The sequence below is a fragment of the Mycobacterium sp. NPDC049093 genome, from assembly GCF_040704635.1.
GTDB lineage: Bacteria > Actinomycetota > Actinomycetes > Mycobacteriales > Mycobacteriaceae > Mycobacterium.
Genome location: NZ_JBEZJS010000005.1, coordinates 337,760 through 362,085 on the forward strand (window position 1 = coordinate 337,760; position 24,326 = coordinate 362,085).

18 protein-coding genes are annotated in these 24,326 nt (G+C 67.9%); 10 read left to right on the top strand and 8 right to left on the bottom strand.

Annotation, left to right across the window (positions count from 1 at the left end):
- Nucleotides 1-80 precede the first annotated feature (80 nt).
- Together AB0876_RS21920 and AB0876_RS21925 are read left to right on the top strand one after the other, a co-directional pair.
- Nucleotides 81-395, top strand: coding sequence for a hypothetical protein (locus AB0876_RS21920; protein WP_491842024.1), 315 nt, complete (start codon nt 81-83; stop codon nt 393-395).
- A complete protein-coding gene (locus AB0876_RS21925) occupies nt 392-682 on the top strand; it encodes a hypothetical protein (RefSeq protein ID WP_526042938.1) in 291 nt (96 codons plus the stop codon). The genes AB0876_RS21920 and AB0876_RS21925 overlap by 4 nt, the downstream gene beginning before the upstream one ends.
- On the opposite strand, the gene iniA is transcribed toward AB0876_RS21925, so the two are convergent.
- The 3 genes from iniA to AB0876_RS21940 form a co-directional block, all read right to left on the bottom strand.
- On the bottom strand, nt 679-2,529 hold the full coding sequence (gene iniA, locus AB0876_RS21930) for an isoniazid-induced dynamin-like GTPase IniA (protein WP_526042939.1): 1,851 nt from the start codon (nt 2,527-2,529) through the stop codon (nt 679-681). The two genes, AB0876_RS21925 and iniA, sit on opposite strands and share 4 nt — an antisense overlap.
- A 91-nt stretch (nt 2,530-2,620) precedes the next feature.
- Nucleotides 2,621-3,742 (bottom strand): IniB N-terminal domain-containing protein, encoded by a 1,122-nt coding sequence (locus AB0876_RS21935; protein WP_055110714.1) that lies wholly within the window; start codon nt 3,740-3,742, stop codon nt 2,621-2,623.
- Between the two features lie 284 nt (nt 3,743-4,026).
- Nucleotides 4,027-4,575 carry an Rv0340 family IniB-related protein gene (locus tag AB0876_RS21940; protein ID WP_491842027.1) on the bottom strand — a complete coding sequence of 183 codons (549 nt, stop codon included), beginning with the start codon at nt 4,573-4,575 and terminating at the stop codon, nt 4,027-4,029.
- Nucleotides 4,576-4,772: 197 nt separating this feature from the next.
- Between AB0876_RS21940 and AB0876_RS21945 the strand changes: the two genes are divergently transcribed.
- The 8 genes from AB0876_RS21945 (at nt 4,773) to AB0876_RS21980 (ending at nt 18,603) form a co-directional block, all read left to right on the top strand.
- The gene (locus tag AB0876_RS21945) at nt 4,773-6,560 is read left to right on the top strand and encodes an Hsp70 family protein (protein WP_526042940.1); all 1,788 of its coding nucleotides are present in this window, start codon (nt 4,773-4,775) and stop codon (nt 6,558-6,560) included.
- 10 nt (nt 6,561-6,570) lie between these two features.
- Nucleotides 6,571-9,063, top strand: a complete 2,493-nt coding sequence (gene iniR / locus AB0876_RS21950; RefSeq protein WP_491842029.1) for an isoniazid response ATPase/transcriptional regulator IniR — start codon at nt 6,571-6,573, stop codon at nt 9,061-9,063.
- A gap of 175 nt (nt 9,064-9,238) precedes the next feature.
- On the top strand, nt 9,239-12,226 hold the full coding sequence (locus AB0876_RS21955) for a (Fe-S)-binding protein (protein ID WP_526042941.1): 2,988 nt from the start codon (nt 9,239-9,241) through the stop codon (nt 12,224-12,226).
- 158 nt (nt 12,227-12,384) lie between these two features.
- The gene (locus AB0876_RS21960) at nt 12,385-13,674 is read left to right on the top strand and encodes a pyridoxal phosphate-dependent aminotransferase (RefSeq protein ID WP_055110719.1); all 1,290 of its coding nucleotides are present in this window, start codon (nt 12,385-12,387) and stop codon (nt 13,672-13,674) included.
- A 41-nt stretch (nt 13,675-13,715) separates the two neighbouring features.
- Nucleotides 13,716-14,945 (top strand): YibE/F family protein, encoded by a 1,230-nt coding sequence (locus AB0876_RS21965; RefSeq protein ID WP_135361921.1) that lies wholly within the window; start codon nt 13,716-13,718, stop codon nt 14,943-14,945.
- A 42-nt stretch (nt 14,946-14,987) separates the two neighbouring features.
- Nucleotides 14,988-15,512, top strand: a complete 525-nt coding sequence (locus AB0876_RS21970; RefSeq protein ID WP_526042942.1) for a (2Fe-2S)-binding protein — start codon at nt 14,988-14,990, stop codon at nt 15,510-15,512.
- The gene (locus tag AB0876_RS21975; protein ID WP_526042943.1) at nt 15,509-16,504 is read left to right on the top strand and encodes an FAD binding domain-containing protein; all 996 of its coding nucleotides are present in this window, start codon (nt 15,509-15,511) and stop codon (nt 16,502-16,504) included. Before AB0876_RS21970 ends, AB0876_RS21975 begins: the two co-directional genes overlap by 4 nt.
- Nucleotides 16,501-18,603: a xanthine dehydrogenase family protein molybdopterin-binding subunit gene (locus AB0876_RS21980; RefSeq protein WP_526042944.1), complete on the top strand. Its 2,103-nt coding sequence runs from the start codon at nt 16,501-16,503 to the stop codon at nt 18,601-18,603. Before AB0876_RS21975 ends, AB0876_RS21980 begins: the two co-directional genes overlap by 4 nt.
- Nucleotides 18,604-18,612: 9 nt before the next feature.
- Here the strand turns inward: AB0876_RS21980 and AB0876_RS21985 are convergent, their stop codons facing one another.
- The 5 genes from AB0876_RS21985 to AB0876_RS22005 form a co-directional block, all read right to left on the bottom strand.
- Nucleotides 18,613-18,981, bottom strand: a complete 369-nt coding sequence (locus AB0876_RS21985; RefSeq protein WP_166908455.1) for a nuclear transport factor 2 family protein — start codon at nt 18,979-18,981, stop codon at nt 18,613-18,615.
- An 18-nt stretch (nt 18,982-18,999) separates the two neighbouring features.
- Entirely contained in the window at nt 19,000-19,752 is a 753-nt protein-coding gene (locus AB0876_RS21990) for a maleylpyruvate isomerase family mycothiol-dependent enzyme (RefSeq protein WP_526042945.1), read from the bottom strand.
- Nucleotide 19,753: 1 nt separating this feature from the next.
- On the bottom strand, nt 19,754-21,070 hold the full coding sequence (locus AB0876_RS21995; protein WP_491842035.1) for a cytochrome P450: 1,317 nt from the start codon (nt 21,068-21,070) through the stop codon (nt 19,754-19,756).
- A gap of 38 nt (nt 21,071-21,108) precedes the next feature.
- The gene (locus tag AB0876_RS22000) at nt 21,109-22,440 is read right to left on the bottom strand and encodes a UDP-glucose dehydrogenase family protein (RefSeq protein WP_491842036.1); all 1,332 of its coding nucleotides are present in this window, start codon (nt 22,438-22,440) and stop codon (nt 21,109-21,111) included.
- 165 nt (nt 22,441-22,605) lie between these two features.
- Nucleotides 22,606-24,213, bottom strand: coding sequence for a DUF7159 family protein (locus AB0876_RS22005; protein ID WP_491842037.1), 1,608 nt, complete (start codon nt 24,211-24,213; stop codon nt 22,606-22,608).
- Nucleotides 24,214-24,326: the final 113 nt, after the last annotated feature.

Consider the following 24,326-nt stretch of genomic DNA (forward strand, 5'->3'; position numbering starts at 1 on the left):
ATCGTGCCCAACACGCTTGAATATTCACCGAGGCGATCGCGCGGTCAGCCTCTCGGTCCGCCGGCACGGAGGTGCAGAACATGGAATCTGCGAGCAGCGTCAGTTCCGACACCTGGCGGACCGCCACCTGGTCGGTACCGCTGGTTTTCCAGTTGGTGATGGCCCTCTTCCTGTCGACCACCTGGGCGGCAGGAAAGTGGGTGTTTGACGGCGCCACATTCCGGACGACGATGTCGGCCGGGGCCGCGACGTCAACCGTGATCGCCCTCGTGATCAGCATCGTGCTCCTCAAAGACCGGTCATCCCGTTGGCGCGGCGTCGGTCTGGCTGTCGCCGGTTCGGCTGCAGCCGTGTTGATCGGCTGGATGGTCGCCGCATTCTGGATCTACGGATGACGGACAACCCCGCGCCGACCAAGTTCGGTCCTCTCAGCTTCGCGGCGGCTCTGGTCACCAGCCTCATATTCGAATTCGCCGCGGTGACAATGGGATACTTCGTGATCTTCCTGCTCTACTTCGTGTTGCCCGCGCTGCTGATCGCGGTCGCGATCGGAGGCCTGCTCTACTTCTCGGGCGGCAAGGCGACACAGGTCGGTCTCGGAGTGCTGATCGGTTGTCTGGCGGCTCCGTTGACCGCGGCGATTGCGGTGATCGTCATCGCTGTCTCCTACGCCGGAGCCTAGGCGCCCTCGCCCGCGAGATTCGTGGCGTGGTGGACGACCTGTTTGAGGATGTTCTGCTGACGTTCCAGTTCCGCGACGCGGGTATTGCGTTCGTTCTCCTCGACCTTCGCCGCCATTAGGGTGGCCTGCAGCGATTCGTTGAGTGAGCGCGTGGTCTGGTTGGCGATTCCGCGGTAGTGGTCTCGCAGTTGACGTTGGATGCCTTTGAGCCGGTCCCGGGATTCCTTGCCGACGACGAACGCAACGTCGTCGACGAATTTGCGGGTGTTGGTCTTGGCCTCCCCACGGACCCGCAGCATCCGGTTCTCCATGTCCTCCTTGTAGGCCTTGCGGCCCAGCACCAGGCCGGCGCCCAGGGACAGCGGGTTGAACATGCCCAACCCGGCGAAGGAGGTGAGCATGCCGAACATCAGCACACCGCCGTAGGAGCCGCGCATACCGGTGATCACCTTGTGCCCGGCCTTGATCGGCTTGGCCTCCAGCCGCGCCAGCGATTTCATCTCACCGAATCCCGCACCCATGTCGCGGGCGTCGATCTGCGGCAGCTGCACGGCCTCCAAACCGGCTTCGGTGAAGGTGCGGGCCACCTCGGCCGCGAGCGCCTCGGCCCGCTGGTACGCCCACACGAAGTTGTCGCCGACCGCGGTGGCCACCGCTTCTTCCAGTTCGGCGCCGATCTCGGCCCAGTGCAAGGTCGGGTCGCCGGAGTCGATGACCTTCTCGGTGTGCGCGGTGATGTTGCGGAACCGGTGGCGCAGATCGTGATCGACGTCGGCGGTCAGGTCGGCGATACCATCGTTGAGCACCTGCTGCCACAGGGCGGTCTGCTGCAGTGCCTCCTGAGCTTCCTCCTTGCGCCGTTCCAGGTCGGCGGTCAGCCGCTCCCGTTCACCGGGATCGTTGAACGCCGAGAGTTCGGAATCGACTGCCAGCAGAAGATGTTCTGCAGCCGAATGGATTTCGGCCACCACCTCATCGCGGACCCGGTCGTTCTCACGGGAGAGCACACGGTCGGACAGGAACTTCACGATCGCCGGGAAGTTCGACTCCTCGTTGAGTTCCTTGTCGTTGAGCTGGATCGCATGGCTGCGCAGTATTGAGGAGACTGGAGTAACCGGGGTCGATATACCGGCCCGTTGCAGGTGGCCGACATTGGCGCCGACGATTTGCCGCCAATGCGGGTACAGGTCGGTCTTGGTCGCGACAATCGTTGCCACCGGGCAGATTTCGATCGCCTGCCGGATGAAGATCATCTCCGGCTCGGTGAACTCCTGGCTGGTGTCGCTGACCATCAGCAGGGCATCCGCATCGGGCAGCAGGCCGAGGGTGGAGGACAGATGCGGTTGCCCATGGCCACCCACGCCCGGGGTGTCGATGAATGCCAGTCCGCCTTTGAGCAGCGGGCTGGGCGCGGTCACCTCGACGCGCAGCACTTCGCGTCCACCGGCTTCGGGCGCCCGGCGCAGATCCTTGGTCAGGTCCGAGGGCGGTATGGCGATCCGCTCGGGTTCCGCGCCGTCGGGCCGGGCCACCACCAGGTGCGCGGTGGGCTGGTCCCCGTAAGAGACGACGGTGGCCAGCACGGTGCTCTCGTCGTCGCCGACGCGCGCCACGGGGACGTTGAGCAGTGAGTTGAGCAGCTGGCTCTTGCCCTGTTTGAGCTGACCGGCGATGACCACGCGGATCTGCGGATCGTTGATCCGCACATTGGCCACTTTCAGCCGTTCCACCAGGTCACCGCGGTCCCGCGCGGCGGCGATCTTGGTGGTGTGGTCGATGAGCTCGACGATCACCTTGACCTTGCGCGGGTCACCCGGTTGCGTCGGCTGAGTTGTCGGTTGGGTCATTGAACGTTCCCTCCTGCGGAGTCCACCGTAGGCGCACGAACGGGGCGGAGACCCCCTGATGGGGTCTCCGCCCGTTGCGATGCAGTGCGGATCAGAAGGCGTCGAACCCGGTTTCGATCGGGTTGTGCGACGCCACGTCGGTGTGGGACTGCGAGTGCGAGTCGTAGCTGTTGCCCGAGCCGAGCGCGGTGTGCGACTCGTTGCCCGACCCGAACGCGGTGTGAGTCTCGTTGCCCGACCCGAGAGCGGTGTGAGACTCGTTGCCCGAGGCGATGTTCGACGAGTAGCTGGACGAGTTGTCCTCGACACTGTGCGTGGTCGACGTCGAGGTCGAGCTGTGCACCGACGAGTCGATCACGCTGCTATTACCGCTGCCCACGTCGTGACCGGCGGTGGTCTGGTTACCGCCAACAGCATGGTTGGAGCTGTCGCTGATCACGATGCTGCCCGCGTTGCCGCCGTCACCACCGCTGGCGTGTCCGCCACCGATGCCGAGCAGGCCGCCGCCACCGCTGGCGCTGGCGCCCCCGCCGTGTCCGCCGCTCATGTCGACATCGCTGATCACCGGGCCGTCGTTGCCGGAGATGACGTTGCCGCCTGCGTGCTGCGAGCTGTCCTCGATGGCGTTGCCCTCACCCACGTTGACGTGCGAGCCGGAGCCGGCCCAGACATCACCGTTGTTGACGGTGTTGCCGTGGCCGAGCACCGCACCGTCGCCGGTGACGATGGGCCCGTCGGCGTGGCCGGTGTTCACGACCGCACCGTTGGTGGCGGTGTTGGAGGTCTTGTCCCCCAGCGTGATGTCCCCGAAGCCCAGGTTGAACGCACCCTGCTGAGCGTTGGCGCCCGCGTCCTGGTTGGGGCTCATGACCGGCACGTTGTTGTGGCTGGCCAGATCGGTGGAGTTACCGCTCATGAAATCGGTGTTGGTCTCCGGTGCGAACGTCGGCTGCGAGGTGAAGGCCGTCTGCGGGGAGAACGGGGAGGCGATGCTGTGGTAGTCCGCCACGGCCCGCTGCAGTCCGTAGACCGGGTCGCCGTTGCCCAGCGCGATGCCGGCCGGGGCAGCCGATGCCGCCACGGAGGCGAGCTGGGCGGCCGACACGTTGGGCAGTCCCGCGTCCCGCAGTGCACCCTCGGGGTTGGCGACGTAGGACGCCGCGGCGGCCGGGCTGCGGAAGAGCTCGAGGATGAAGTCGATCAGAGTGGTCATTGCTCCAACCTTTCGGATGTTTCTGTGGAGTGTCTGGTGACTCCCCGTGCCGGGCTCTCCGGCGATCTGGAGACAACGTTATGGGCGCGCCGCAACACCGGAAACGGGGTCGATTCCCCTCCCCGCATCGCCCCCACCCGGGGTGCAGGGGGTTCCCCCAATAGGGGCATAGGGGATTGGTAGGGGCATAGGCCGGCGGCCCCAAATCTATTGACGTTTCCGCTGGTAAACGCAATAAGCGCGCGACCACATGGGTCGCGCGCTTATTGGTAGGTCGGCTGGTTTCAGTCGAAGATATCGAAGCCGCCTGGGTCGTCGGTGTGATGCTCGGTGTCGACGACGTGGTGATCCCACACCGCATCCGATACCGGATCGACGACGGGCACGTCCTCGATGACCGGCTCGTTGAGCTGCAGCGATACGTCGTCGAGCGGCTGTTGAAGGACGCCGACGTCGTCGATGACCGGCCCGGAGGACACCAGATGGTCCAGGGAGTCCGACTGGTCGATCACCTGACCCGCCGTCGTATCCCAGGCGTGGTTGGGGGCATCGACCGGTACGTGATCGCCGAAGGCGTCGAACGCCGCCGTGGCCGCGCCACTGGCCCAGACGTTGCCGCCCGGGTCGGCGGCACCCAGGTCGCCGAAGGCACCGCCACCGCCGGCAGTCGACAGCGACTCCGACACGACGGGAATCAGATTGTTGACGTCCGCGCTGGTCACATCGGTCAGATGCGCGTCGGCGATGGCCTGTGCCGGATCGGCGGCATAGTGGGCAGCAGCGTCAGGGTCGCGTACCAGCGACATCACAAAGTCCAACAATGTGTTCGCCATGCTCCACCTCCTCAACGGTTCGCTTCGAATGCTAGCCAGCTGTGAGGACGCTGGGATCGGTGCCGAACCCACCCCTGCCCGCCCACCATTAGGGGGGCGGACATTAGGGGATTGACGCCACTAGGGGAACAATGCCGGGCCCTGGATGCCTCAGCGGTTAGGGTGAGGGTCGGCCGAGACAACAGGAGTGACGCCTGATGACCGACTCACTGGGGTTGTCGATCGGGATGACCAATCTGGTGGCAGCCCGCGAAGGCCGCCAACCGGTGATCCGCCGATCGATTTTCACGCTGCACAGCGACCGCGCGCCGGACGTTGGCGAGTACACCGGCAGCGGGTTGCCGTTGGCCGGCTTCGTGGAACGCGTCGGCGACCCGGTCCCCCTAGTCGCCGCAGACGGGTCCCAGCACCGCGGTGAACTGGTACTGGCCGAGGCCCTGGACGTCATGGCCCGCACCGCCGGCGGTGGTGCGCCCGTGGTGATCGCGGTACCCGCGCACTGGGGTCCCAGCACCGTGGGCGCCTTGCGTGGCGCACTGCGCAACAAGCCCGCGCTGTCACCGGCCGGTGTGCCGCCGGGACTGGTGCCCGACTCCTTGACCGCGCTGGCGGCGCTGCAGGCCGATCCGGGATTACCCGCCGACGGCGTCGTGGTGTTGTGCGATTTCGGCGGCAGCGGGACGAGCCTGACGCTGGCCGACGCCGGCGCCAATTTCGCCACCATCGCACCGACTTTCCGTTATCCCGACTTCTCGGGCGATCAGATCGACCAGGCGCTGCTCAACCACGTGCTCAGCGGGATCGCGACCGCCAACGATGCCGACCCGGCGGGTACCGCGGCGGTCGGTTCTCTGGCGAAGCTGCGGGCCGAATGCCGTCAGGCCAAGGAGCGGTTGTCTGCCGACACCGCGACGGCGATTCCCACAGAACTGCCGGGCTTCAACTCCGATGTCCGGGTGACCCGCCCAGAACTAGAGCAACTCATGTCCGCGCCACTGGCGGGCCTGTTGGATGCCGTTGAAGACACCTTGCAGCGCAACAACATTGCGTTGTCGAGTGTGACCGCAGTCGCCACCGTCGGCGGCGGAGCAGCGATCCCACTGGTGACCCAGCGACTGTCCGAGCGGTTGCGCGCCCCCGTGGTGACAACCCAGCGACCACAACTCGACGTGGCCCTCGGCGCCGCTCTGGTCGCCGAGCGCGTCATCGACGCCGCTGCACCGACCGGCATGGCCCCCGAGGTGGCGGCTGCAGATGCTCCCACCGGCATGGCCCCCACCAGCCTCGGTCCGGCTGCCTGGGCGGCGGGTGCCACCATGGCGCAACCGTCGGCCAACGACGGGGATGCAGGGAGCGCCCTGGCCTGGTCGCAGGACGATGCACCTGGAAATGAACCGGTGCCCTATGCGGGCGGCGAGTACGAAACCGCTCCGGGCACGACCGCGGCGCGGCCACCCGTCCAGTTCAGCCATGACGAGGAGATGTTCGACGCCGCACCGGCGCCGCTGCCCTGGTACAAGCGCCCGGGGATCCTGTTCGGGGCTGCGGCCGCGGCTGTGCTGCTGGCCGCGGGCGGCCTCGCGGTGACGTTGACCAGTTCCGAGGGGGATTCCACCCCGCTCACCGAGACCAGCACCACCTACTCGATGGGTCCGTCCCCGGAAGGGCCGCCGCCCGAGCCGATCACGACCGTGACCGAGGGGCCCGACGGGGTCAAGACCACCACCGTCGTCGTCCCGCCACCACCGCCACCGCCGGAGACGACGACGTCTGCGCCGGAAACCACCACAACGACCAGTCCGACCACAACCACCACGACAACGACGACCACCACAACGACCACGACGCCGCCGACGACAACGACAACTACGACGCAACCGCCGACGACGACCACGCAGCCTCCGACGACGACGAAGCCGCCGACCACCACCCAGCCGCCGGTTACCACGACTGCGGCGGCGGAGGCCCCAGGCGGCGGAGCCTAGGTCGGCGCTGATGACCGCCCCGGCACCGGAACCCGTTCCGGAGCTTCCGTTGGCTGCCCGGTCGGCGATCGGTGCGGTACTGGCCGACCCGGCTGCGCCGGTGAAGCTGCTCCTGTCTGGCGGCATCGGAACCGGCAAGAGCACGGTGCTCGCCGAGATCCGTAGCGCACTGCGCGAGGCCGGCCGTACCGTGCTGACCCGCGCTCCGCGACCTGGCGATGCCGCCGAGGCGGCATTCGTCGTCGACGACGCAGACCAGCTGAGCGACGACGAAATTGACTGTCTTGCAGAGAAAGTCGCAGATTCGTCGGCGACGGTGGTGGCGGCGTGTGAGCCGTTGACCCACCGCCCGCCGTTGCATGCGTTGGCCACCGCGCTGGAGCGGGAGAACCCGGTACTGCGGCTCGGCCCCCTGCCGGCAGCCGAGGTGGGCCGGGTGCTGACCGCGGCGCTGGGATCACCGGCCACCGCGGAAACCGTGAGATCGGTGCTGGCCGCGACCGCCGGACTGCCGTTTCTGTTGCGGGCAGCAGCGGAAGCGGTCGAAGCCCCGGCCGACGCGGCAAAGTTCGCACTGCTGCACCGATTACGCCTGGTTGACGACGCCACCCGTGATGCGCTGCTGATCCTGTCGCTCAGCCACGATCTCGGCCCCGACGACGTCGCCGCGGCACTGCGGCTGACCGGCGCCGAGGCGTCGGCACTGGTGGATCGGGCTCGCGCCGGCGGCTTGGTGGAGCCGTCCCACGACCGGCGGTTCGTCCGGTTGGTACACGAATCGCTCGCCCAGATCGCTGGCGCCGCCCGCCACCACGACATCGAAACCTCCCTGCTCACTTCGCAACTCGAACTGTCGACCTTGTCTGCCGACCTCGCGGTACGCCTGGCCGAGCACGGACTGCGCGATGACCGGCTGGCCGAGGCGCTGGCCGAGCACGCCGCCCACAATCGGGCCCGGCCGGCGCGGGCGGCCCGGCTCTACCGCGCCGCGGTCACGGCCGGTGCTGCCGCGGTGAGCACGCGACTGGCCGACGCACTGGCGTTGGCCGGAGACTGCACCACCGCAGCCCGCATGGCCGATGAGTTGCTCGGCTCCGAGGACCCCTCCGAACGCGCCACCGCGGTGCGGGTCGCGGCCAGCGTCGCCATGCACGACGGCGGTGCAGCCCAGGCCGCCGACCTGTTCCGGTGGCTCGGCCCGTATCCGGACACCTTGATCAGCTCAGCCGCCGCGACCTCCTTCCTTGCCGCCGGTGACGCCGATGCGGCGCGGGCGTCGTCGAACTCGGAGGCGGCCGGACCACCCACCTCGACGGCGCGGGCAGCACGCAGCCTGGCCGAAGGTCTGGTGCTGTCACTGGATCAGCCGTTCGCCGTGACCGTGGCCCGGCTGGGACAGGCGGTCACGGCGGAATATCAGGCCGGCAGCGTCGCCCCTGATACCCCGGCGGCCCTGGTGACGTTGGCCGCCCTGCACGGCGGTGACTCGGTGCGGGCACGCAGCGTGATCAGCCGGGCGGTGCGGGCCGGCAGCGGCGATGAGGCGTTCAGCGCGGCTCGACACCGGCTGCTGTTGGGCTGGGTGAAGATGCAGGACGGCCAGCTCGGCGCGGCCGCCGCGGATGCTGCCGCCGCCGAAGTGGGTGAGGATCTGCACCGTCGCGACGCGTTGTGGGCGGCGGCGTTGCGTACCGCGATCGCCCGGCGAAGCGGAGACAGCGGCGCCGTCCAGAAGCACTGGTATGCCGCGGTCGAGGTGCTCGCCGAGTATTCGATCGACCTGTTCTCGCTGCTGCCGCTCGGTGAGCTGTGGGTGGCCGGCGCCAGAATGCGTCAGGTCGACCGCCTGGAACACACACTGTCCGAGGCGTGGAGCCTGCTCGCGGCGCTCGGTAATCCGGTGTTGTGGTCGGTGCCGCTGCACTGGGCCGGCGTGCACGCCGGGATCCTGGCCAATTCGCCCGGAGCCGTCGCCCCGCACGGACAGGCACTGACCGCGGCGGCCGGTGAGAGCGCGTTCGCCCGCGCGCTGGCCAATGCGGGGCGCATCTGGCTGCGGGTGCTGGCCAATCACGTCGACACCGATGAGGTCACGATCGCGGCCCGTGGGCTGTCGCAGTTCGGCCTGACCTGGGACGGCACCCGGCTGGCCAGCCAGGCCGCACTGCAGACCCCGGATCCCCGGGTGTCCCAGGCGATGCTGCAACTGGCCCGCGACCTCAAGCAGACCAGCGCGGTCGAGGAGGTCGAAGTCGTCTCGGCCCCGCCGCACGGCGCCGCTCCGCAGGCACCGGCTCCTTCGTCGACCAAGCTGTCCGACCGCGAACGTGAGGTGGCCGAACTGCTGCTGCTCGGCATGCCCTATCGCGACATCGGCAGCCAGTTGTTCATCTCGGCGAAGACCGTCGAGCACCATGTGGCCCGCATCCGACGGCGTCTGGGAGCCGAATCCCGCACCGAGATGTTGTCGATGCTGAGGGCGATGCTGGCGCCGCAGGGCTGAGATCCATACCACAGTGACCTCAAAGTTAGGTAAGCCTCGGTAGCGGCAAGAAACACCTAAATGTCACTATGAGCTGAAGGAAGCTAAGTTACTGACGGGTAACTATGCCCAAGTTACTCACGGGTAACATCCGAATGGAGGCGTTTCTGTGGAGAGTCTCGAACACACACTGGTTGTGTCGCGACTGATTCTCGGTGTGCTCGCAACGCTCGTCGTGCTGGTGTTCGCCGGCAAGCGCGTGCTGTGGCTGACCAAGCTGATCAGCTCGGGACAGAAGGTCGGCGACGAGCGTGGCCGCAAGGACCATCTCGTCCAGCGCTTCCTGAACCAGAACAAGGAAGTCTTCGCACAGTCGAAGCTGCTGAAGTGGTCCATCCCCGGCCTTGCGCACTTCTTCACCATGTGGGGCTTCTTCGTCCTGGCCACGGTGTATCTCGAGGCCTACGGCGTGCTGTTCAACCCCGAGTTCCACATCCCGTTCGTCGGCCGCTGGGCCATCCTGGGCTTCCTGCAGGACTTCTTCGCCGTCGCCGTGCTGGCCGGCATCATCGTGTTCGCGATCATCCGCATCCGCAAGAACCCCGAGCAGCTGGGCCGCGAGTCCCGCTTCTACGGTTCGCACAACGGTGGCGCCTGGACGATTCTGATCATGATCTTCCTGGTCATCGCGACCTACGCGGTGTTCCGCGGTGCCGCCGTCAACGTCCTGGGCGAGAACTTCCCGTACCAGTCCGGCGCCTTCTTCTCCGACGGCATGGCCGCTCTGCTGGCTCCGCTGGGCCACACCGCCAACGTCTGGCTCGAGACCATCGCGCTGCTCGCCCACCTGGGCGTCATGCTGGCCTTCCTGCTGATCGTGCTGCACTCCAAGCACCTGCACATCGGCCTGGCCCCGATCAACGTCACCTTCAAGCGTCTGCCCGACGGCCTCGGCCCGCTGCTGCCGATGGAGTACAAGGGCGACAAGATCGACTTCGAGGACCCCGCTGAAGACGCGGTGTTCGGCAAGGGCCGCATCGAGGACTTCACCTGGAAGGCCAACCTCGACATGGCGACCTGCACCGAGTGCGGTCGCTGCCAGTCGCAGTGCCCGGCCTGGAATACGGGTAAGCCACTGTCGCCCAAGCTCGTGATGATGAACCTGCGCGATCACCTGTTCGCGAAGGCCCCCTACATCATCGAGGGCAAGCCGCTGCCCGAAGAGGGTTCGGTCGACTTCGCCAAGCTGGGCGACAGCCTGCACGGACACGGCGTGCCCGAAGACGGCTTCGCCCGCATCGAAGGTTCCGGCCCCGAGCAGGCGCTGCGCCCGCTGGTCGGCACCGCCGAGCAGGGTGGCGTCATCGATCCCGACGTGCTCTGGTCCTGCACCAACTGTGGCGCCTGCGTCGAGCAGTGCCCCGTCGACATCGAGCACATCGACCACATCGTCGACATGCGCCGCTACCAGGTCATGGTCGAGTCGGAGTTCCCCGGTGAGCTCGGCGTGCTGTTCAAGAACCTGGAGACCAAGGGCAACCCCTGGGGCCAGAACGCCAAGGACCGCACCAACTGGATCGACGAGGTCGACTTCGACGTGCCGGTCTACGGCGAGGATGTCGAGAGCTTCGACGGCTTCGAGTACCTGTTCTGGGTCGGTTGCGCCGGCGCCTACGAGGACCGCGCCAAGAAGACCACCAAGGCCGTCGCAGAGCTGCTGGCCGCCTCGGGCGTGAAGTTTCTGGTGCTGGGCACCGGCGAGACCTGTACCGGTGACTCGGCCCGCCGCTCCGGTAACGAGTTCCTGTTCCAGCAGTTGGCCGCGCAGAACGTCGAGACCATCAACGAGCTGTTCGAGGGTGTCGAGACGGTCGACCGCAAGATCATCGTCACCTGCCCGCACTGCTTCAACACGATCGGCCGCGAGTACCCGCAGTTGGGTGCCAACTACACCGTCGTGCACCACACGCAGCTGCTGAACCGCCTCGTCCGGGACAAGAAGCTGGTGCCGGTCAAGTCCACCGGCGGCCCCGAGGTCACCTACCACGACCCGTGCTTCCTGGGTCGCCACAACAAGGTCTACGAGGCTCCGCGTGAGCTGGTCGAGGCCTCGGGCGTGACGCTCAAGGAAATGCCCCGCCACGCCGACCGCGGCCTGTGCTGTGGTGCCGGTGGCGCGCGCATGTGGATGGAAGAGCACATCGGCAAGCGCGTCAACGTGGAGCGCACCGAAGAGGCGATGGACACCGCCTCGACCATCGCGACCGGTTGCCCGTTCTGCCGCGTGATGATCACCGACGGTGTCGACGACGTGGCCGCTGCCCGCAACGTCGAGAAGGCCGAAGTGCTCGACGTGGCTCAGCTGCTGCTGAACTCGCTGGACAAGAGCGGCATCAAGCTGCCCGAAAAGGGCACGGCGGCAAAGGAATCCGAGAAGCGGGCCGAGGCACGCGCCGAAGCCGAGGCCAAGGCGGCAGCCGCGGCACCGGCTCCGGCACCCGTGGTCGAGGAAGCCCCGGCGGCTGAGGCGGCACCCGCTGCCGAAGCTCCGGCAGCCCCGGCCGCAGCTGCGGCCCCGGTCAAGGGTCTGGGCATGGCCGGTGGCGCCAAGCGTCCAGGTGCCAAGAAGACCGCGGCTCCTGCCGCCTCCGCTGCTCCGGCTGAGGCACCCGCCGCTCCGGCTGCTCCGGTCAAGGGTCTGGGTATCGCCGGTGGCGCCAAGCGTCCAGGTGCCAAGAAGACCGCGGCTCCTGCCGCCTCTGCTGCCCCGGCCGCCGAGGCGCCCGCCGCCCCGGCCGCACCCGCGGCGCCGGTGAAGGGTCTGGGCATGGCGGCCGGCGCGAAGCGTCCGGGCGCCAAGAAGGCTGCGGCCCCTGCTGCGTCGGCTGCACCGGCCGCTCCCGCCGCTGCGGCACCGGCTGCCGCTCCTGCGGCCGCCGAGCCGGCCAAACCGGAACCGCCGGTCGTGGGTCTGGGCATCGCCGCAGGCGCGCGTCGTCCGGGTGCCAAGAAGGCCGCTCCGGCTGCCCCGGCACCGGCTGCGCCTGCCGCACCCGCTGCCGAACAGGCACCGGAACCGGCAGCTGAGAAGCCCGCCGAGGCGCCTGCCGAGCCTGCGAAGCCGGAACCCCCGGTCGTGGGCCTTGGCATCAAGCCGGGCGCCAAGCGCCCCGGTAAGCGCTGAGCACGTCCGTAACGCACCGAACGGCCATCTCCGCAACGGAGGTGGCCGTTCGGCGTATCGGGGGCACGGTGCGATCGATATCGGGCCCGAAAGCCGGCGCGCCGTGACCCGCCGAGTGTGGCGGTGGCCACCTACCACATGGGCAAATTCCAAAATCAGTGGACGGTGATGAGACCATGGTGAGCGTGACTACCCATCAGTTGCCGTGGCAGACCGGTCAGCACCCGAAGCCGCGTACGTTCGCCCAGTCCACGAAGCTGCAGGACGTCCTGTACGAGATCCGCGGACCGGTACACGAGCACGCCTCACGGCTGGAAGCTGAAGGGCACCGCATCCTCAAGCTGAACATCGGCAACCCCGCGCCGTTCGGCTTCGAGGCGCCCGACGTGATCATGCGCGACATGATCCAGGCGCTGCCGAACGCGCAGGGCTATTCCGACTCGAAAGGCATCGCCAGCGCACGCCGCGCGGTGTTCACCCGGTACGAGCTGGTCGAGGGTTTCCCCAAGTTCGACATCGAAGACGTATACCTGGGCAACGGCGTCTCCGAGCTCATCACCATGACCCTGCAGGCGCTGCTGGACAACGGCGACCAGGTGCTCATCCCCGCACCGGACTACCCGCTGTGGACGGCCTCGACCGCGCTCGCGGGCGGCACCCCGGTGCATTACATGTGCGACGAGACCCAGGGCTGGAATCCCGACGTCGCCGATATCGAATCCAAGATCACCGAGCGCACCAAGGCGCTCGTCGTGATCAACCCGAACAACCCCACAGGCGCGGTGTACAGCCGCGAAACCCTGGAACAGATGGTGGAGCTGGCCCGCAAGCACCAGCTCCTGCTGCTGGCCGACGAGATCTACGACAAGATCCTCTACGACGACGCCAAGCACATCTCGCTGGCCACGCTGGCGCCTGACCTGCTGACCTTGACGTTCAACGGGCTGTCCAAGGCCTATCGAGTGGCGGGTTACCGCTCCGGCTGGCTGGTCATCACCGGCCCCAAGGAGCACGCGACCAGCTTCATCGAGGGCATCAGCCTGCTGTCGAACATGCGGCTGTGCCCGAATGTGCCTGCCCAGCATGCGATCCAGGTGGCCCTCGGCGGTCATCAGAGCATCGACGACCTGGTGTTGCCGGGCGGCCGGCTGCTCGAGCAGCGTGACACCGCGTGGACCAAGCTCAACGAGATCCCGGGAGTTTCATGCGTGAAACCGTCGGGTGCGCTGTACGCGTTCCCGCGCCTGGATCCTGAGGTGCACGACATCCACGACGACGAGCAGCTGGTGCTCGATCTGTTGCTGCAGGAGAAGATCCTGTTGACCCAGGGCACGGGATTCAACTGGCCCACACCGGATCACCTGCGCATCGTCACCCTGCCGTGGTCGCGCGACCTGGCCCAGGCCATCGAGCGCCTCGGTAACTTCCTGGCCAGTTACCGCCAGTAGCACCGCCGCCAACACTCAGCCACCCGCTCTACGCTGTCCGGGTGGCGCACACGCATTCCCACTCTCATTCCCTGGCCGGCCCGTCTCCCCTGGGTCCGCTGGCCGCCCGCATCGTCGTCGGCCTGTTGGTTGCCATCGGGCTCGCGATGCTCATTGGCGCCGCGGTGCTGTGGCCCAGCCACCAGAAGGTCGACATTCCGCTGCCCTTCCAGAACGCTGCGGGCGGCGCCGTCACCACCGAGGCCGGGCACGTCACATCCAGCACCCTGGCCGATTGCGGCAGCCCGTCGGCCGGAGGCGTGCTGACGTCGGCACCGAGACCCGCCGAACCCGGCGGCGGTACCTGCGTGCAGAACCTGGTGGCCATCGATTCCGGGCCCAACAAGGGCGCCAAGACGCTACTGGAATTCACCACCGGCCCCGGACAGCCGAATCTTGCTGCCGGAGACAGCATTCGGGTGAGCCGGCAGGTGGATGAGGCCGGCACGACAACCTATGCGTTCTTCGATTTCGAGCGCACCTGGCCGCTCATCGCTCTCGCGGTGGCGTTCGCGGTGGTGATCGTGGCAGTGGCGCGCTGGCGCGGACTGCGGGCCATCGTCGGCATCGTCGTGGCGTTCGCGGTGCTGATGATCTTCCTGCTGCCTGCCCTACGTGATGGCGCCCCGGCCATCCCGGTGGCCCTGGTGGCGTCGGCGGCCATTCTCTATGCGGTGATCTACCTGGCCCACGGCGTCAGCCTGCGCACGAGCGCGGCCCTGCTGGGCACCCTGACCTCACTGCTGCTGGCGGCGATACTGTCCTGGGCGGCAATCGAATTGGCCCATCTGACGGGACTGTCCGAGGACCAGAACAACGAGGTCGCGGCGTATATGGGCAACGTATCCATCACCGGACTGCTGCTGGCCGGGTTCATCATCGGCTCACTCGGTGTACTCAACGACGTGACCATCACCCAGGCCTCGGCCGTGTTCGAGCTCGCCGAGCACGGTGGCAGCCGGCGCTCGATCTTCGTGGGCGCCATGCGGGTGGGTAGCGATCACATCGCCAGCACGGTCTACACGCTGGTGCTGGCCTATGCCGGCAGCGCCCTGCCGCTGCTGCTGTTGTTCAGCGTGGCCAACCGGTCACTGGGCGACGTGCTGACGGGTGAGAGTGTGGCGATCGAGATCGCCCGCTCCGCGGTGGGTGGCATCGCCCTGGCGCTGTCGGTCCCGTTGACCACGGGGATTGCCGCGGTTCTGGCGACGCCGCAGACCAGCAGGCACTGAGCCGTCAGTTTTGGCCACCACCGGCCGGGGTACCCGGCGACGGTGAGCCAGCCCGATCACCATCACAGCGAGTTGACCCTCCAGGTCGACGGAACCCGTCGTGACCTGACGGTCGACAACCGCATGACGCTACTGGACGCCCTGCGTGAACGGCTGGGCGTCACGGCACCCAAGAAGGGTTGCGATCACGGCCAGTGCGGCTCGTGCACTGTGCTACTCGACGGACGGCGCGTCACCACCTGCCTGACGTTCGCCGTTGCCGCCGATGGGGCACAGATCACCACGGCGGCGGGCCTCGAGCAGAACGGTCAACTGCACCCGGTGGCGCAGTCGTTCTACGAAGAGGACGCCTTCCAGTGCGGCTACTGCACGCCCGGCCAGATCTGTTCTGCGGTCGGCATGTTGGACGAGGCCAAGGCCGGCGCTCCCAGCTTCGTCACCGACGATGTCGAACTCAGCCCGGCGCTCACCGACGAGGAGATCCGGGAACGGATGAGCGGCAACCTCTGCCGGTGCGCGGCGTATCCGAACATCGTCGCCGCGATCGGGCGGGCGGCGGCCCAATGAAGCCGTTCGACTACCACCGCGCGACGAGTCCCGCCGATGCGGTGGCCGTGCTGGCCGAGCACCCTCGTGGCGCCTATCTGGCCGGAGGGACAAATCTGGTCGATCACATGAAACTCGGTGTCGCACAACCTGATCTACTCGTCGACGTCAGCCGGCTGGATCTGACCGAGACCGTTCACACCGCAGACGGTGGCGTACGCATCGGCGCAAATGTCCGCAACAGCGATCTGGCGGCCGATCCGGTGATCCGCGCGCGATATCCGATGCTGGCCCGGGCCTTGTTGTCCGGTGCGTCCGGACAGTTGCGCAACGCTGCCACCACGGCCGGTAACCTGCTGCAGCGAACCAGATGCGTGTACTTCCAAGATGTCACGACGCCATGCAACAAGCGATCTCCCGGCACCGGTTGCTCGGCGCTCGACGGCTACGTGCGCTACCACGCCATCCTCGGAGCGTCCCCGCACTGCGTGGCCGTGCACCCTTCGGACATGGCCGTGGCGATGTGTGCCCTCGATGCGCACGTGGTGGTGCAGGCCCGAGATGGCGAGCGCCGGATACCGATCGACGAGTTCTACCGGCTGCCCGGAGACGAGCCAGACCGTGACACCGTGCTGCGGCACGGCGAGCTGATCACCGCGGTCGAGTTGCCCGCGCCACCGAACGGGGCGGCGTCGGACTACCGCAAGGTCCGCGACCGCGCATCCTATGCCTTCGCGCTGGTGTCGGTCGCCGCCGAGCTGACCTTCACGCCGACGTTCCAGATCAGTTCGGCGCGAGTCGCATTGGGCGGAGTGGCGCACAAGCCATGGCGGGCGTGGCGAGCCGAGCAGGTTCTCACCGGCGATCAGCCCTCTGCGGAGACATTCGCCGCTGCCGCCGACGCCGAACTCAGGCAGGCACAACCCCTGCCGGGCAACGAGTTCAAGGTGGACCTGGCCCGCCGCACGCTGATGGCGCAGTTGCGCATGCTCACGGAACGGAGGCGGCCGTGACTCTGGTCGAACCACACGCAATCGGAGAGCCATTGGCCCGCGCCGACGGCCGAGCCAAGGTCACCGGTACCGCCCGCTACGCATTCGAGCAGCAGGTCGAGCATCCGGCGTATCTGCATCCGATCCAGGCCACCATCGCCCGTGGCCGGGTCGCGGCCATGGATACCACCGCGGCCGTCGCCATGGCGGGTGTCCTCGACGTGCTGACCGTGTTCGACGCCCCGACGCTGGCCGATACCTCCGATGGTGAGCTGGCGATCCTGCAGGACGACCGGGTGCACTTCCGCGGGCAGATCATCGGCGGTGTGGTGGCCGAGACGGCTGAGATCGCCCGGGAGGCAAGTGCTCTGGTGCGGGTCGACTACCACCGAGAACCGCACGACGCGGAACTGACCGCGGACCACCCTGCCCTCTACACCCCCGAGTCGGTCAACCCGTCATTTCCTGCCGACACCGACGAAGGGGACGTCGAGGCGGCGCTGGCGGCGGCCGAGGTGACCGTCGACGCGACGTATCAGACTCCGATAGAGCACAACAACCCGATGGAACCGCACGCATGTATCGCGCACTGGGCGATGCGCGATGGCCGCCCGGCGGTGACGCTGTACGACTCGACCCAAGGTGTTCACGTCGTGCGCAAGACACTGGCACCGATGCTGGGCCTGCAGCCCGAGCAACTGCGGGTGGTGGCACCGCATGTGGGTGGTGGATTCGGGTCGAAAGGCGCGCCCCATGCCCACGACGTCCTGGCCCTGTTGGCCGCCCAACGGTCCGGCGGCCGTCCGGTGAAGCTGGCGCTCACCCGACAGCAGATGTTCGCCCTCGTCGGCTATCGCACACCGACCATCCAACGGCTGCGGCTCGGCGCGGACAAGAGCGGCAGACTGACCGCACTGGTGCACGACGTGATCGAACAGACCTCGGCCGTCAAAGAATTCGCCGAACAGACTGCCGTCACCTCCCGCAAGATGTACGCCAGCCCCAACCGGCGCACGACGCACCGCCTGGCCGCGCTCGACGTTGCCGTTCCGTTCTGGATGCGGGCACCGGGTGAGTGCCCTGGCACGTTCGCCGCGGAGGTGGCGATGGACGAGCTCGCGGTCGCCTGCCATCTGGATCCGATCGAGCTCCGCTTACGCAACGAACCCGACGTCGATCCCGAATCCGGCAAGCCCTGGTCGGGCCGTCACCTCGTCGAGTGCCTGAATCTCGGTGCGGAGCGGTTCGGCTGGGCTCCGCGGGATCCCCGACCCGCCAAACGCCTGGCCGGGCATTGGTTCATCGGAACCGGGGTGGCAGCTGCGACGTACCCCGGGATGGCAATGGACGGCAACACCGCCCGGGTCACGCACACCGGACAGGGCCGCTACACGGTCCAGATCGGTGCCGCCGACATCGGTACCGGCACGTGGACGGCCCTGGCCCAGATCGCCGCCGACGCGCTGGGTTGTGGCGTCGCGGCAGTCGATCTGCAGATCGGTGACTCCGATCTGCCGCAGGCGTCGGTGGCGGGCGGCTCGTCGGGCATCACGTCGTGGGGTTCGGCAATCGTCGCCGCGGCCAAGCAGTTTCGCCGGGAGCACGGGGATCACCCGCACATCGGTGTGACGGCGGAGGCCGACGCGCCGCAAAACCCCGACGCGGAGAAGTACACCGTGCAGTCGTTCGGAGCGCACTTCGTCGAGGCCCACGTCAATTCCGACACCGGCGAGATCCGGATCCCACGCATGCTCGGCGTTTTCTCGGTGGGCCGGGCCATCAACGCGCTCACCCTGCGTTCCCAGCTGATCGGCGGGATGACCATGGGCCTGTCCATGGCTTTGCACGAGGAGAGTGTGCGCGACTTCCGGTTCGGCCATGTCGTCACGCAGGATCTCGCGTCCTATCACTTCAGCGCCCACGCGGATGTGACTGGTATCGAAGCGATCTGGCTCGACGAGGTCGAGGAGCATCTCAACCCGATGGGGTCCCGCGGTGCCGGTGAGATCGGCATCGTCGGCGCCGCAGCCGCAGTGGTCAACGCCGTCCACCATGCAACCGGAGTCCGGGTTCGCGAGCTCCCGGTGACCCTCGACAAGGTGTTGCCGGGGCTGCCGTGAGCCGTCGGATCAGCCGACGAGATCCTTTTCGGTGAGCTCGGTGGCGGCCAGGGCGGCGGCCAGGGTGTCGTGGCGGAACGCCGACGTGACGTGATCGTGCACCACCCGGAACGCCGCGGCACCGGTGCGGGTGGTCCCGTCGGCCGCCATGATGGTCTGTTCGACGACGACCACGCCGTCGTGCACGAACATCCGCCCCGGCGTCACCGTGTCCCCACCGGATGCGGCCCATTCACGTAGGGCGGCGTGCCCTTGGGCGGCACCGTTGGCATCGCCCACCTCGATGTCATCGCTGGACAGTGCGATCAAGGTGTCGATGTCGTCTTCGTCCAGCGCGTCGTGCCAGGCCAGAACCGTGGCGATCTCGGATGTGGTCATGAACGAAACGTACGCCTCTCAGAACGGTGTGCGGTCGAGCCACGCATCCCAGGTTGCGGTGTCGCCGAACACTTCCAGTCCGAGGTCGGCAGCTGTGCCCCGCCGCGTGACCGCCATCAGCAGCTTCTGGGCCGGGCCCTTGAGCGCGACGGTGCCCTTGCCGTGGCTGTGGGACCACCCGAGCCCGTCCTCGTCGTGCTCGACGGTCCACTCCCCCGTCGGCCCCAGACCGTCCTCAGTCGCGTGCAGGTGGATGCTGGCACCCATCGGCAGCGGTTCTCCGTGGCGTTTCTTGGCCATGGCGGTGGCGATCTCCAGCCATTCACTGACCGCGTCGGCGGCAAGGTCGGCCGGCAGCACGAACTCGGTTCCCACGGCCAGCGCAGCGTCGGCGTGGTGTACCGCCGCCTCGTGGACGCGTCGCCGCACCCACCAACCCGCGGGTTTGGGGCCCAGGAAGGTCCAGATCCTGGCATCGGTACCGATCTGGTCCACGGACTTGAGGACCTGGGCCGCGCCCGCGTTGAGCCACTCGATGGCGGCGTCGGAATCGTCGGGCGGCTTCCCGTCATGGACCTCACGTGGATCGAGCGGTGAGACCCGGCGCTCGGAGATAATCTGTGCCGCCCAACGGTTTCCGCGCCCGACATGGCGGAACAGTTGTTTGAGCGTCCAGTCCGGGCACGTCGGCACCGGCGTCTCGGGATCGCTGGAGGCGATCAGCTCCCCGAAGCTCCGGGTCTGGTCGAGCAGAGCGGCTCGGAAGTCCACGTCACGAACCTACCGCTGTGCGTGCCTTTCCGAGTGTGATCGGCAGAGTCGACCAGCCGCGCAGGATTCGGGTGTCGCGGCGACTGCCTTCGCCGGCGGCCCGCGCGTCGGGGAAGCGGTCGAAGAAGGTCTGCAGACCCACCTGGCCCTCGGCTCTGGCCAGAGCCGCGCCGAGGCAGAAGTGACGGCCGCCGGAGAACGACAGGTGGCGTCCGGCGTTGTCGCGTTCGATGTCGAAGCGGTGCGGGTCGGTGAACACCGCGGGGTCACGGTTGGCGCCGGCCAGGTGAATGATGACGAGTTCGCCGGCCTGCACCGCGGTACCGGCCACCTCGGTGTCGCGCAGGGCAACCCGCGCACTCATCAGCACCGGTGAGTCCAGCCGCAGGATCTCTTCCACCGTGTTCGGCCACAGCTCGGGGCGCGCCGCCAGGGTGTGCAGATGCTCCGGATGGTCGAGCAGCATCCGGATGCCATTGCCCAGCAGGTTGACCGTGGTCTCGAATCCGGCGGCCAGCACCAGCCCGGCCAGCGCCCGCAGTTCGGACTCGTCGAGCGGTTCTCCGGCTGCGCCGGCATCGGAGGCGGCGATGATCTGGCTGAGCAGGTCGTCACCCGGGTTGCGCCGCAGGTGGCGCAGATGATCGGTCAGCCAGGTCTCGAATCCGTGGATGCCGGAGTTCACCTGCTGGTACTGCTGCCAGCTCAGTCCGATGTCGAGACTCGGCGCGCCGAGCTCACCGAAGCGCAGGACCTGGGGCCGATCGGCGTCGGGGACACCCAGGATGTCGCTGATCACCGCGACGGGCAGTTGCGCGCAGTAGCGGTCCACGATGTTGACCACTCCGGCGTCGCCGTCCATCGAGTCCAGCAGGGCGTTCGCGGTTTCCTGGACGCCTTCCCGCAGCCGGGCCACCGCGCGGGTGGTGAACACCGAGGAGACCAGCTTGCGGTAGCGGGTGTGATCGGGCGGCTCCGTCGCGAGCAGCGACGGCGGCAGCAGCGGGTGCAGCATCCCGGTGTCGGTCTTGTCGGCCACCCAGCGCAACGGCTTCGGCAGGTTGCCGCCGAGCCGCGACACCCGGAAGTCGTCGGAGCGCAGCAGGTCGGTGGCCACGTCGTGGTCGAAGGTCATCAGGAGGGCGCGGCCGCGCACAAGCGGTCCGTGCCGGCGCATCTCGTCGGCGAAAGGCGCCGGGTCGGCCCGCACCGCTGGGTCGGCGATCAACCGAGCCTGCGGATCCCCGCGACGTATGCCGACCGCAGAAATGCCTCTAACCACCCCGTGCAGGGCCATCCATCGGATTCGTTCCCGCATGGCCCGAGCCTACGACCGCGGAAATTGTTCTACAAGCGTCAAACAGTGGCGACGGGGCGTCCCAGCGCGTAGACCCGCCACCCGGCTGCCCGCCACCGCTCCGCATCCAGGCAATTGCGGCCGTCCACAACGACTTTGACCCGCACCGTGTCGGCCAGCTCGGCCGGGTCCAGGTCGACGAACTCGGCCCACTCGGTGAGCACCAGCACCGCGTCGGCCCGATCGCAGGCTTCGATGACCGAGGTGGAGTAGTTCAGCGTGGGGAACACCCGCTGCGAGTTGTCCATGGCCTTGGGGTCGTACACGTTGACCGCGGCCCCGTTCAGCTGCAGCATGCCGGCGACGTTGAGGGCGGGCGAATCGCGCACATCGTCGGACTCGGGTTTGAATGCCGCGCCGAGGACGGCGATGTTGGCGCCCAGCAGCGATCCACCACAGGCCCGGGTGGTCAGTTCCACCATGGCGGTGCGCCGACGCATATTGATGCTGTCGACCTCGCGCAGGAAGGTCAGCGCGTGGTTGGCGCCCAGTTCACCGGCGCGGGCCATGAAGGCGCGGATGTCCTTGGGCAGGCAGCCGCCACCGAAACCCAAGCCCGCGTTGAGGAATCGCCGCCCGATGCGTGGGTCGTAGCCCAGCGCGTCGGCCAGCAGCGTCACGTCCGCACCCGCGGCCTCACACACCTCGGAGATCGCGTTGATGAAGGAGATCTTGGTGGCCAGGAACGCGTTGGCCGACACCTTGACCAGCTCGGCGGTCTGCAGATCGGTGACCAGGAACGGCACGCCGTCCTCGATCAACGGCGCGTAGAGTTCGCGCACCGCGGCCTCGGCACGCAGCGAATCGTGCTGCACCCCAACCACAATGCGATCCGGGTGCAGAGTGTCGTGCACGGCGTAGCCCTCGCGGAGGAACTCCGGGTTCCAGGCCACCTCGACGTCGACGCCCGCCGGAGCGAGTCGGCGCGCCCGCTCGGCCAGGTCGGCGGATGTGCCGACCGGGACGGTCGACTTGCCGACGATCACCGCGTTGCGGCGCAGGCGTGGCACCAGGGTGTCGATGACGGCGTGCACGTGGCGCAGGTCGGCGCTGTATTCGCCCTTCTTCTGCGGGGTCCCGACGCCGAGGAAGTGCACATCGGCGAAGTCGGCGGCCTCGTCATAGTCGGTGGTGAAGCGCAACCGTCCCGCATTCAGGTTGTCGTTGAGCACCTTGCGCAGGCCGGGCTCGTAGAACGGGATGTCCCCGGCGGCGAGTTTGGCCACCTTGCCCGGGTCGATGTCGACCCCGATCACCTCGTGGCCGAGCTCGGCCATCCCCGCCGCATGTGTCGCGCCCAGATAGCCGGTACCGAATACGGTGCATCGCATACTGCCTGGATAGGCCGCGAGTATGAGCTAGCTGCTACGTGACACTGAGCGGCAGGCCAACGTCAGGTGACGGTTGGAGGAGGGGCCCTAGATCCACGAGATCAACGCCATGGTTGTGGTCGCGCGCTACGAACAACCATGCCGTTGCATTCGACGCGATTGGCGTCAGTGGCCGCCGAACGACGGGAACGGCCATAGCCCTCCGCCGTCACCGCCACTGCGCGAACCACCGGACCGGCCTGGGTTCCAATCGCCGGATCCCGAGCCACCCGGGTTCCAGTCGCCCGAGCCCCGGCCCGGGTTCCAGTCGCCGGACCCACCGGACCGGCCGGGATTCCAATCGCCCGACCCGCGGCCGGGGTTCCAGTCACCCGAGCCTGAGCCCGGCCACTGCGGGGTTTCGGGTTCGTGACGCGATGGCGGATCCCACGGCCGCTGACGCTGCGGCGGGTCCCACGGGGGACGGAAGATGTTCGGCAGCCGCGGCGCAGGCGGCAGCACGACCAGCGGCGGGATGTACGGCGCCGGCGGGTTGTAGATCGGGGCCGGCGGCGGCGCCACAGGCTCCGGGGCCGGCGGCGGAGCCTCGGGGGCCGGAGCGGGCGCCTCGGGCGCCGGAGCCGGAACAGCGGCGGGCTGCTCGACGTAGACCGTGCGCGGTGGCGCCTGCGGCGCCGGTGCCGGAGCCTCCTGGACCACCGGGATCGGGGCCTTGATGGTCTCGGGCGGCGGAGCCGGTGGTGGGGGTACCGCCGCTTCCGGCGGCGGTGCGGGTGCCGGGAGTTTGGCCGGAGCGCTGGGCGCCACGGCACCTTGAGCCGGGGAGGGCCGTTGATCGACCGTCGGCCGGATGCTCACCGCAAGCGAAATAACCAGGGCCACAACGCCAACCACGAACACAGAGGTCAACGCGGAACCGACGAGCAGGAACGGTTTGCGCTCACCTTCCATCGGCATCTCGTCGTTGACGAGCTCCACGACCGGCTCATCGCCCAGCGGGGCCATCTCGGTAGCCAGACCGGCCAGCGCGTAGGCGCTGCCCGCGGTGGTGCCGTCGGGATCCTGCGAATAGGCCAGCCCGACCGTGGTCGCCTCGAACGCGGGCGCATTGGCCGAGGCCAGCGCGGCGCCGCGGGCCAGCGCCATCTCCGGCTCGTCGGGGGCGCTGACCGGCAGCGACACCAGGTTCTCCAGATGCGCCTTCACCGAGGCGACATCGACACCTGAGCCCAGCACGAACATGCCCTGCGGCGCGGAGTCGGAAGCCTCGACCGCGGCGGCCATCTCGGAGAGGACGGCCATGGCGTCGGTGCTGTGCAACGACTGGGCCAGCACCTTGACCACCGAGCCGTCGTCGGTCTTCACCACCGACAAGGTCGCGGCGTCACGGTCGATGAACAGCAGCGCCGTGGTGTCGTAGCCGACCGCGCGGCCGACCGCCTGGGCCAGTGCCGCGGCGGCGTGACTTTCGGAGACCAGCATGACGTCGTCGATGCCGTGCGCAGACAGTGTGTCGCGCAGCGCCGCGGCGTCGGAATGGTCCGTCCAGGTGACGCCGATCGACTTCAGATGGTGCCCGCCCGAAGTGGCGCTCTCCTGGGTTCCGAGGATGGCCGCGACCACCTGATCGGACGCAGTGGTGGTTGCCGAATCATCACCGGCGGTGACATCGAAGACGTCGTGATCAACTGTGACCCCGTCGGCCTTCTCCCCCTCGACCAGCACCATGCGGACCGTCGTAGGTGCCATCGCCACACCCAATACGATGTCCACCAAGCCCTCCAATGTGTTTGCTGCACTGCTTTTGTCGCCATTGCGCACACATTCCGCACGAACCGACAACTAGAACCTTTTTCGGCGTAACCAGGTCGATCGTTACACCTGCC

Excerpts from the sequence above, each read along its gene's own strand:
- AB0876_RS21920 (WP_491842024.1), top strand. The coding sequence starts at position 81 with ATGGAATCTGCGAGCAGCGTCAGTTCCGACACCTGGCGGACCGCCACC.
- AB0876_RS21925 (WP_526042938.1), top strand. The coding sequence starts at position 392 with ATGACGGACAACCCCGCGCCGACCAAGTTCGGTCCTCTCAGCTTCGCG.
- iniA (WP_526042939.1), bottom strand. The coding sequence starts at position 2,529 with ATGACCCAACCGACAACTCAGCCGACGCAACCGGGTGACCCGCGCAAG.
- AB0876_RS21935 (WP_055110714.1), bottom strand. The coding sequence starts at position 3,742 with ATGACCACTCTGATCGACTTCATCCTCGAGCTCTTCCGCAGCCCGGCC.
- AB0876_RS21940 (WP_491842027.1), bottom strand. The coding sequence starts at position 4,575 with ATGGCGAACACATTGTTGGACTTTGTGATGTCGCTGGTACGCGACCCT.
- AB0876_RS21945 (WP_526042940.1), top strand. The coding sequence starts at position 4,773 with ATGACCGACTCACTGGGGTTGTCGATCGGGATGACCAATCTGGTGGCA.
- iniR (WP_491842029.1), top strand. The coding sequence starts at position 6,571 with ATGACCGCCCCGGCACCGGAACCCGTTCCGGAGCTTCCGTTGGCTGCC.
- AB0876_RS21975 (WP_526042943.1), top strand. The coding sequence starts at position 15,509 with ATGAAGCCGTTCGACTACCACCGCGCGACGAGTCCCGCCGATGCGGTG.
- AB0876_RS21985 (WP_166908455.1), bottom strand. The coding sequence starts at position 18,981 with ATGACCACATCCGAGATCGCCACGGTTCTGGCCTGGCACGACGCGCTG.
- AB0876_RS21995 (WP_491842035.1), bottom strand. The coding sequence starts at position 21,070 with ATGCGGGAACGAATCCGATGGATGGCCCTGCACGGGGTGGTTAGAGGC.
- AB0876_RS22000 (WP_491842036.1), bottom strand. The coding sequence starts at position 22,440 with ATGCGATGCACCGTATTCGGTACCGGCTATCTGGGCGCGACACATGCG.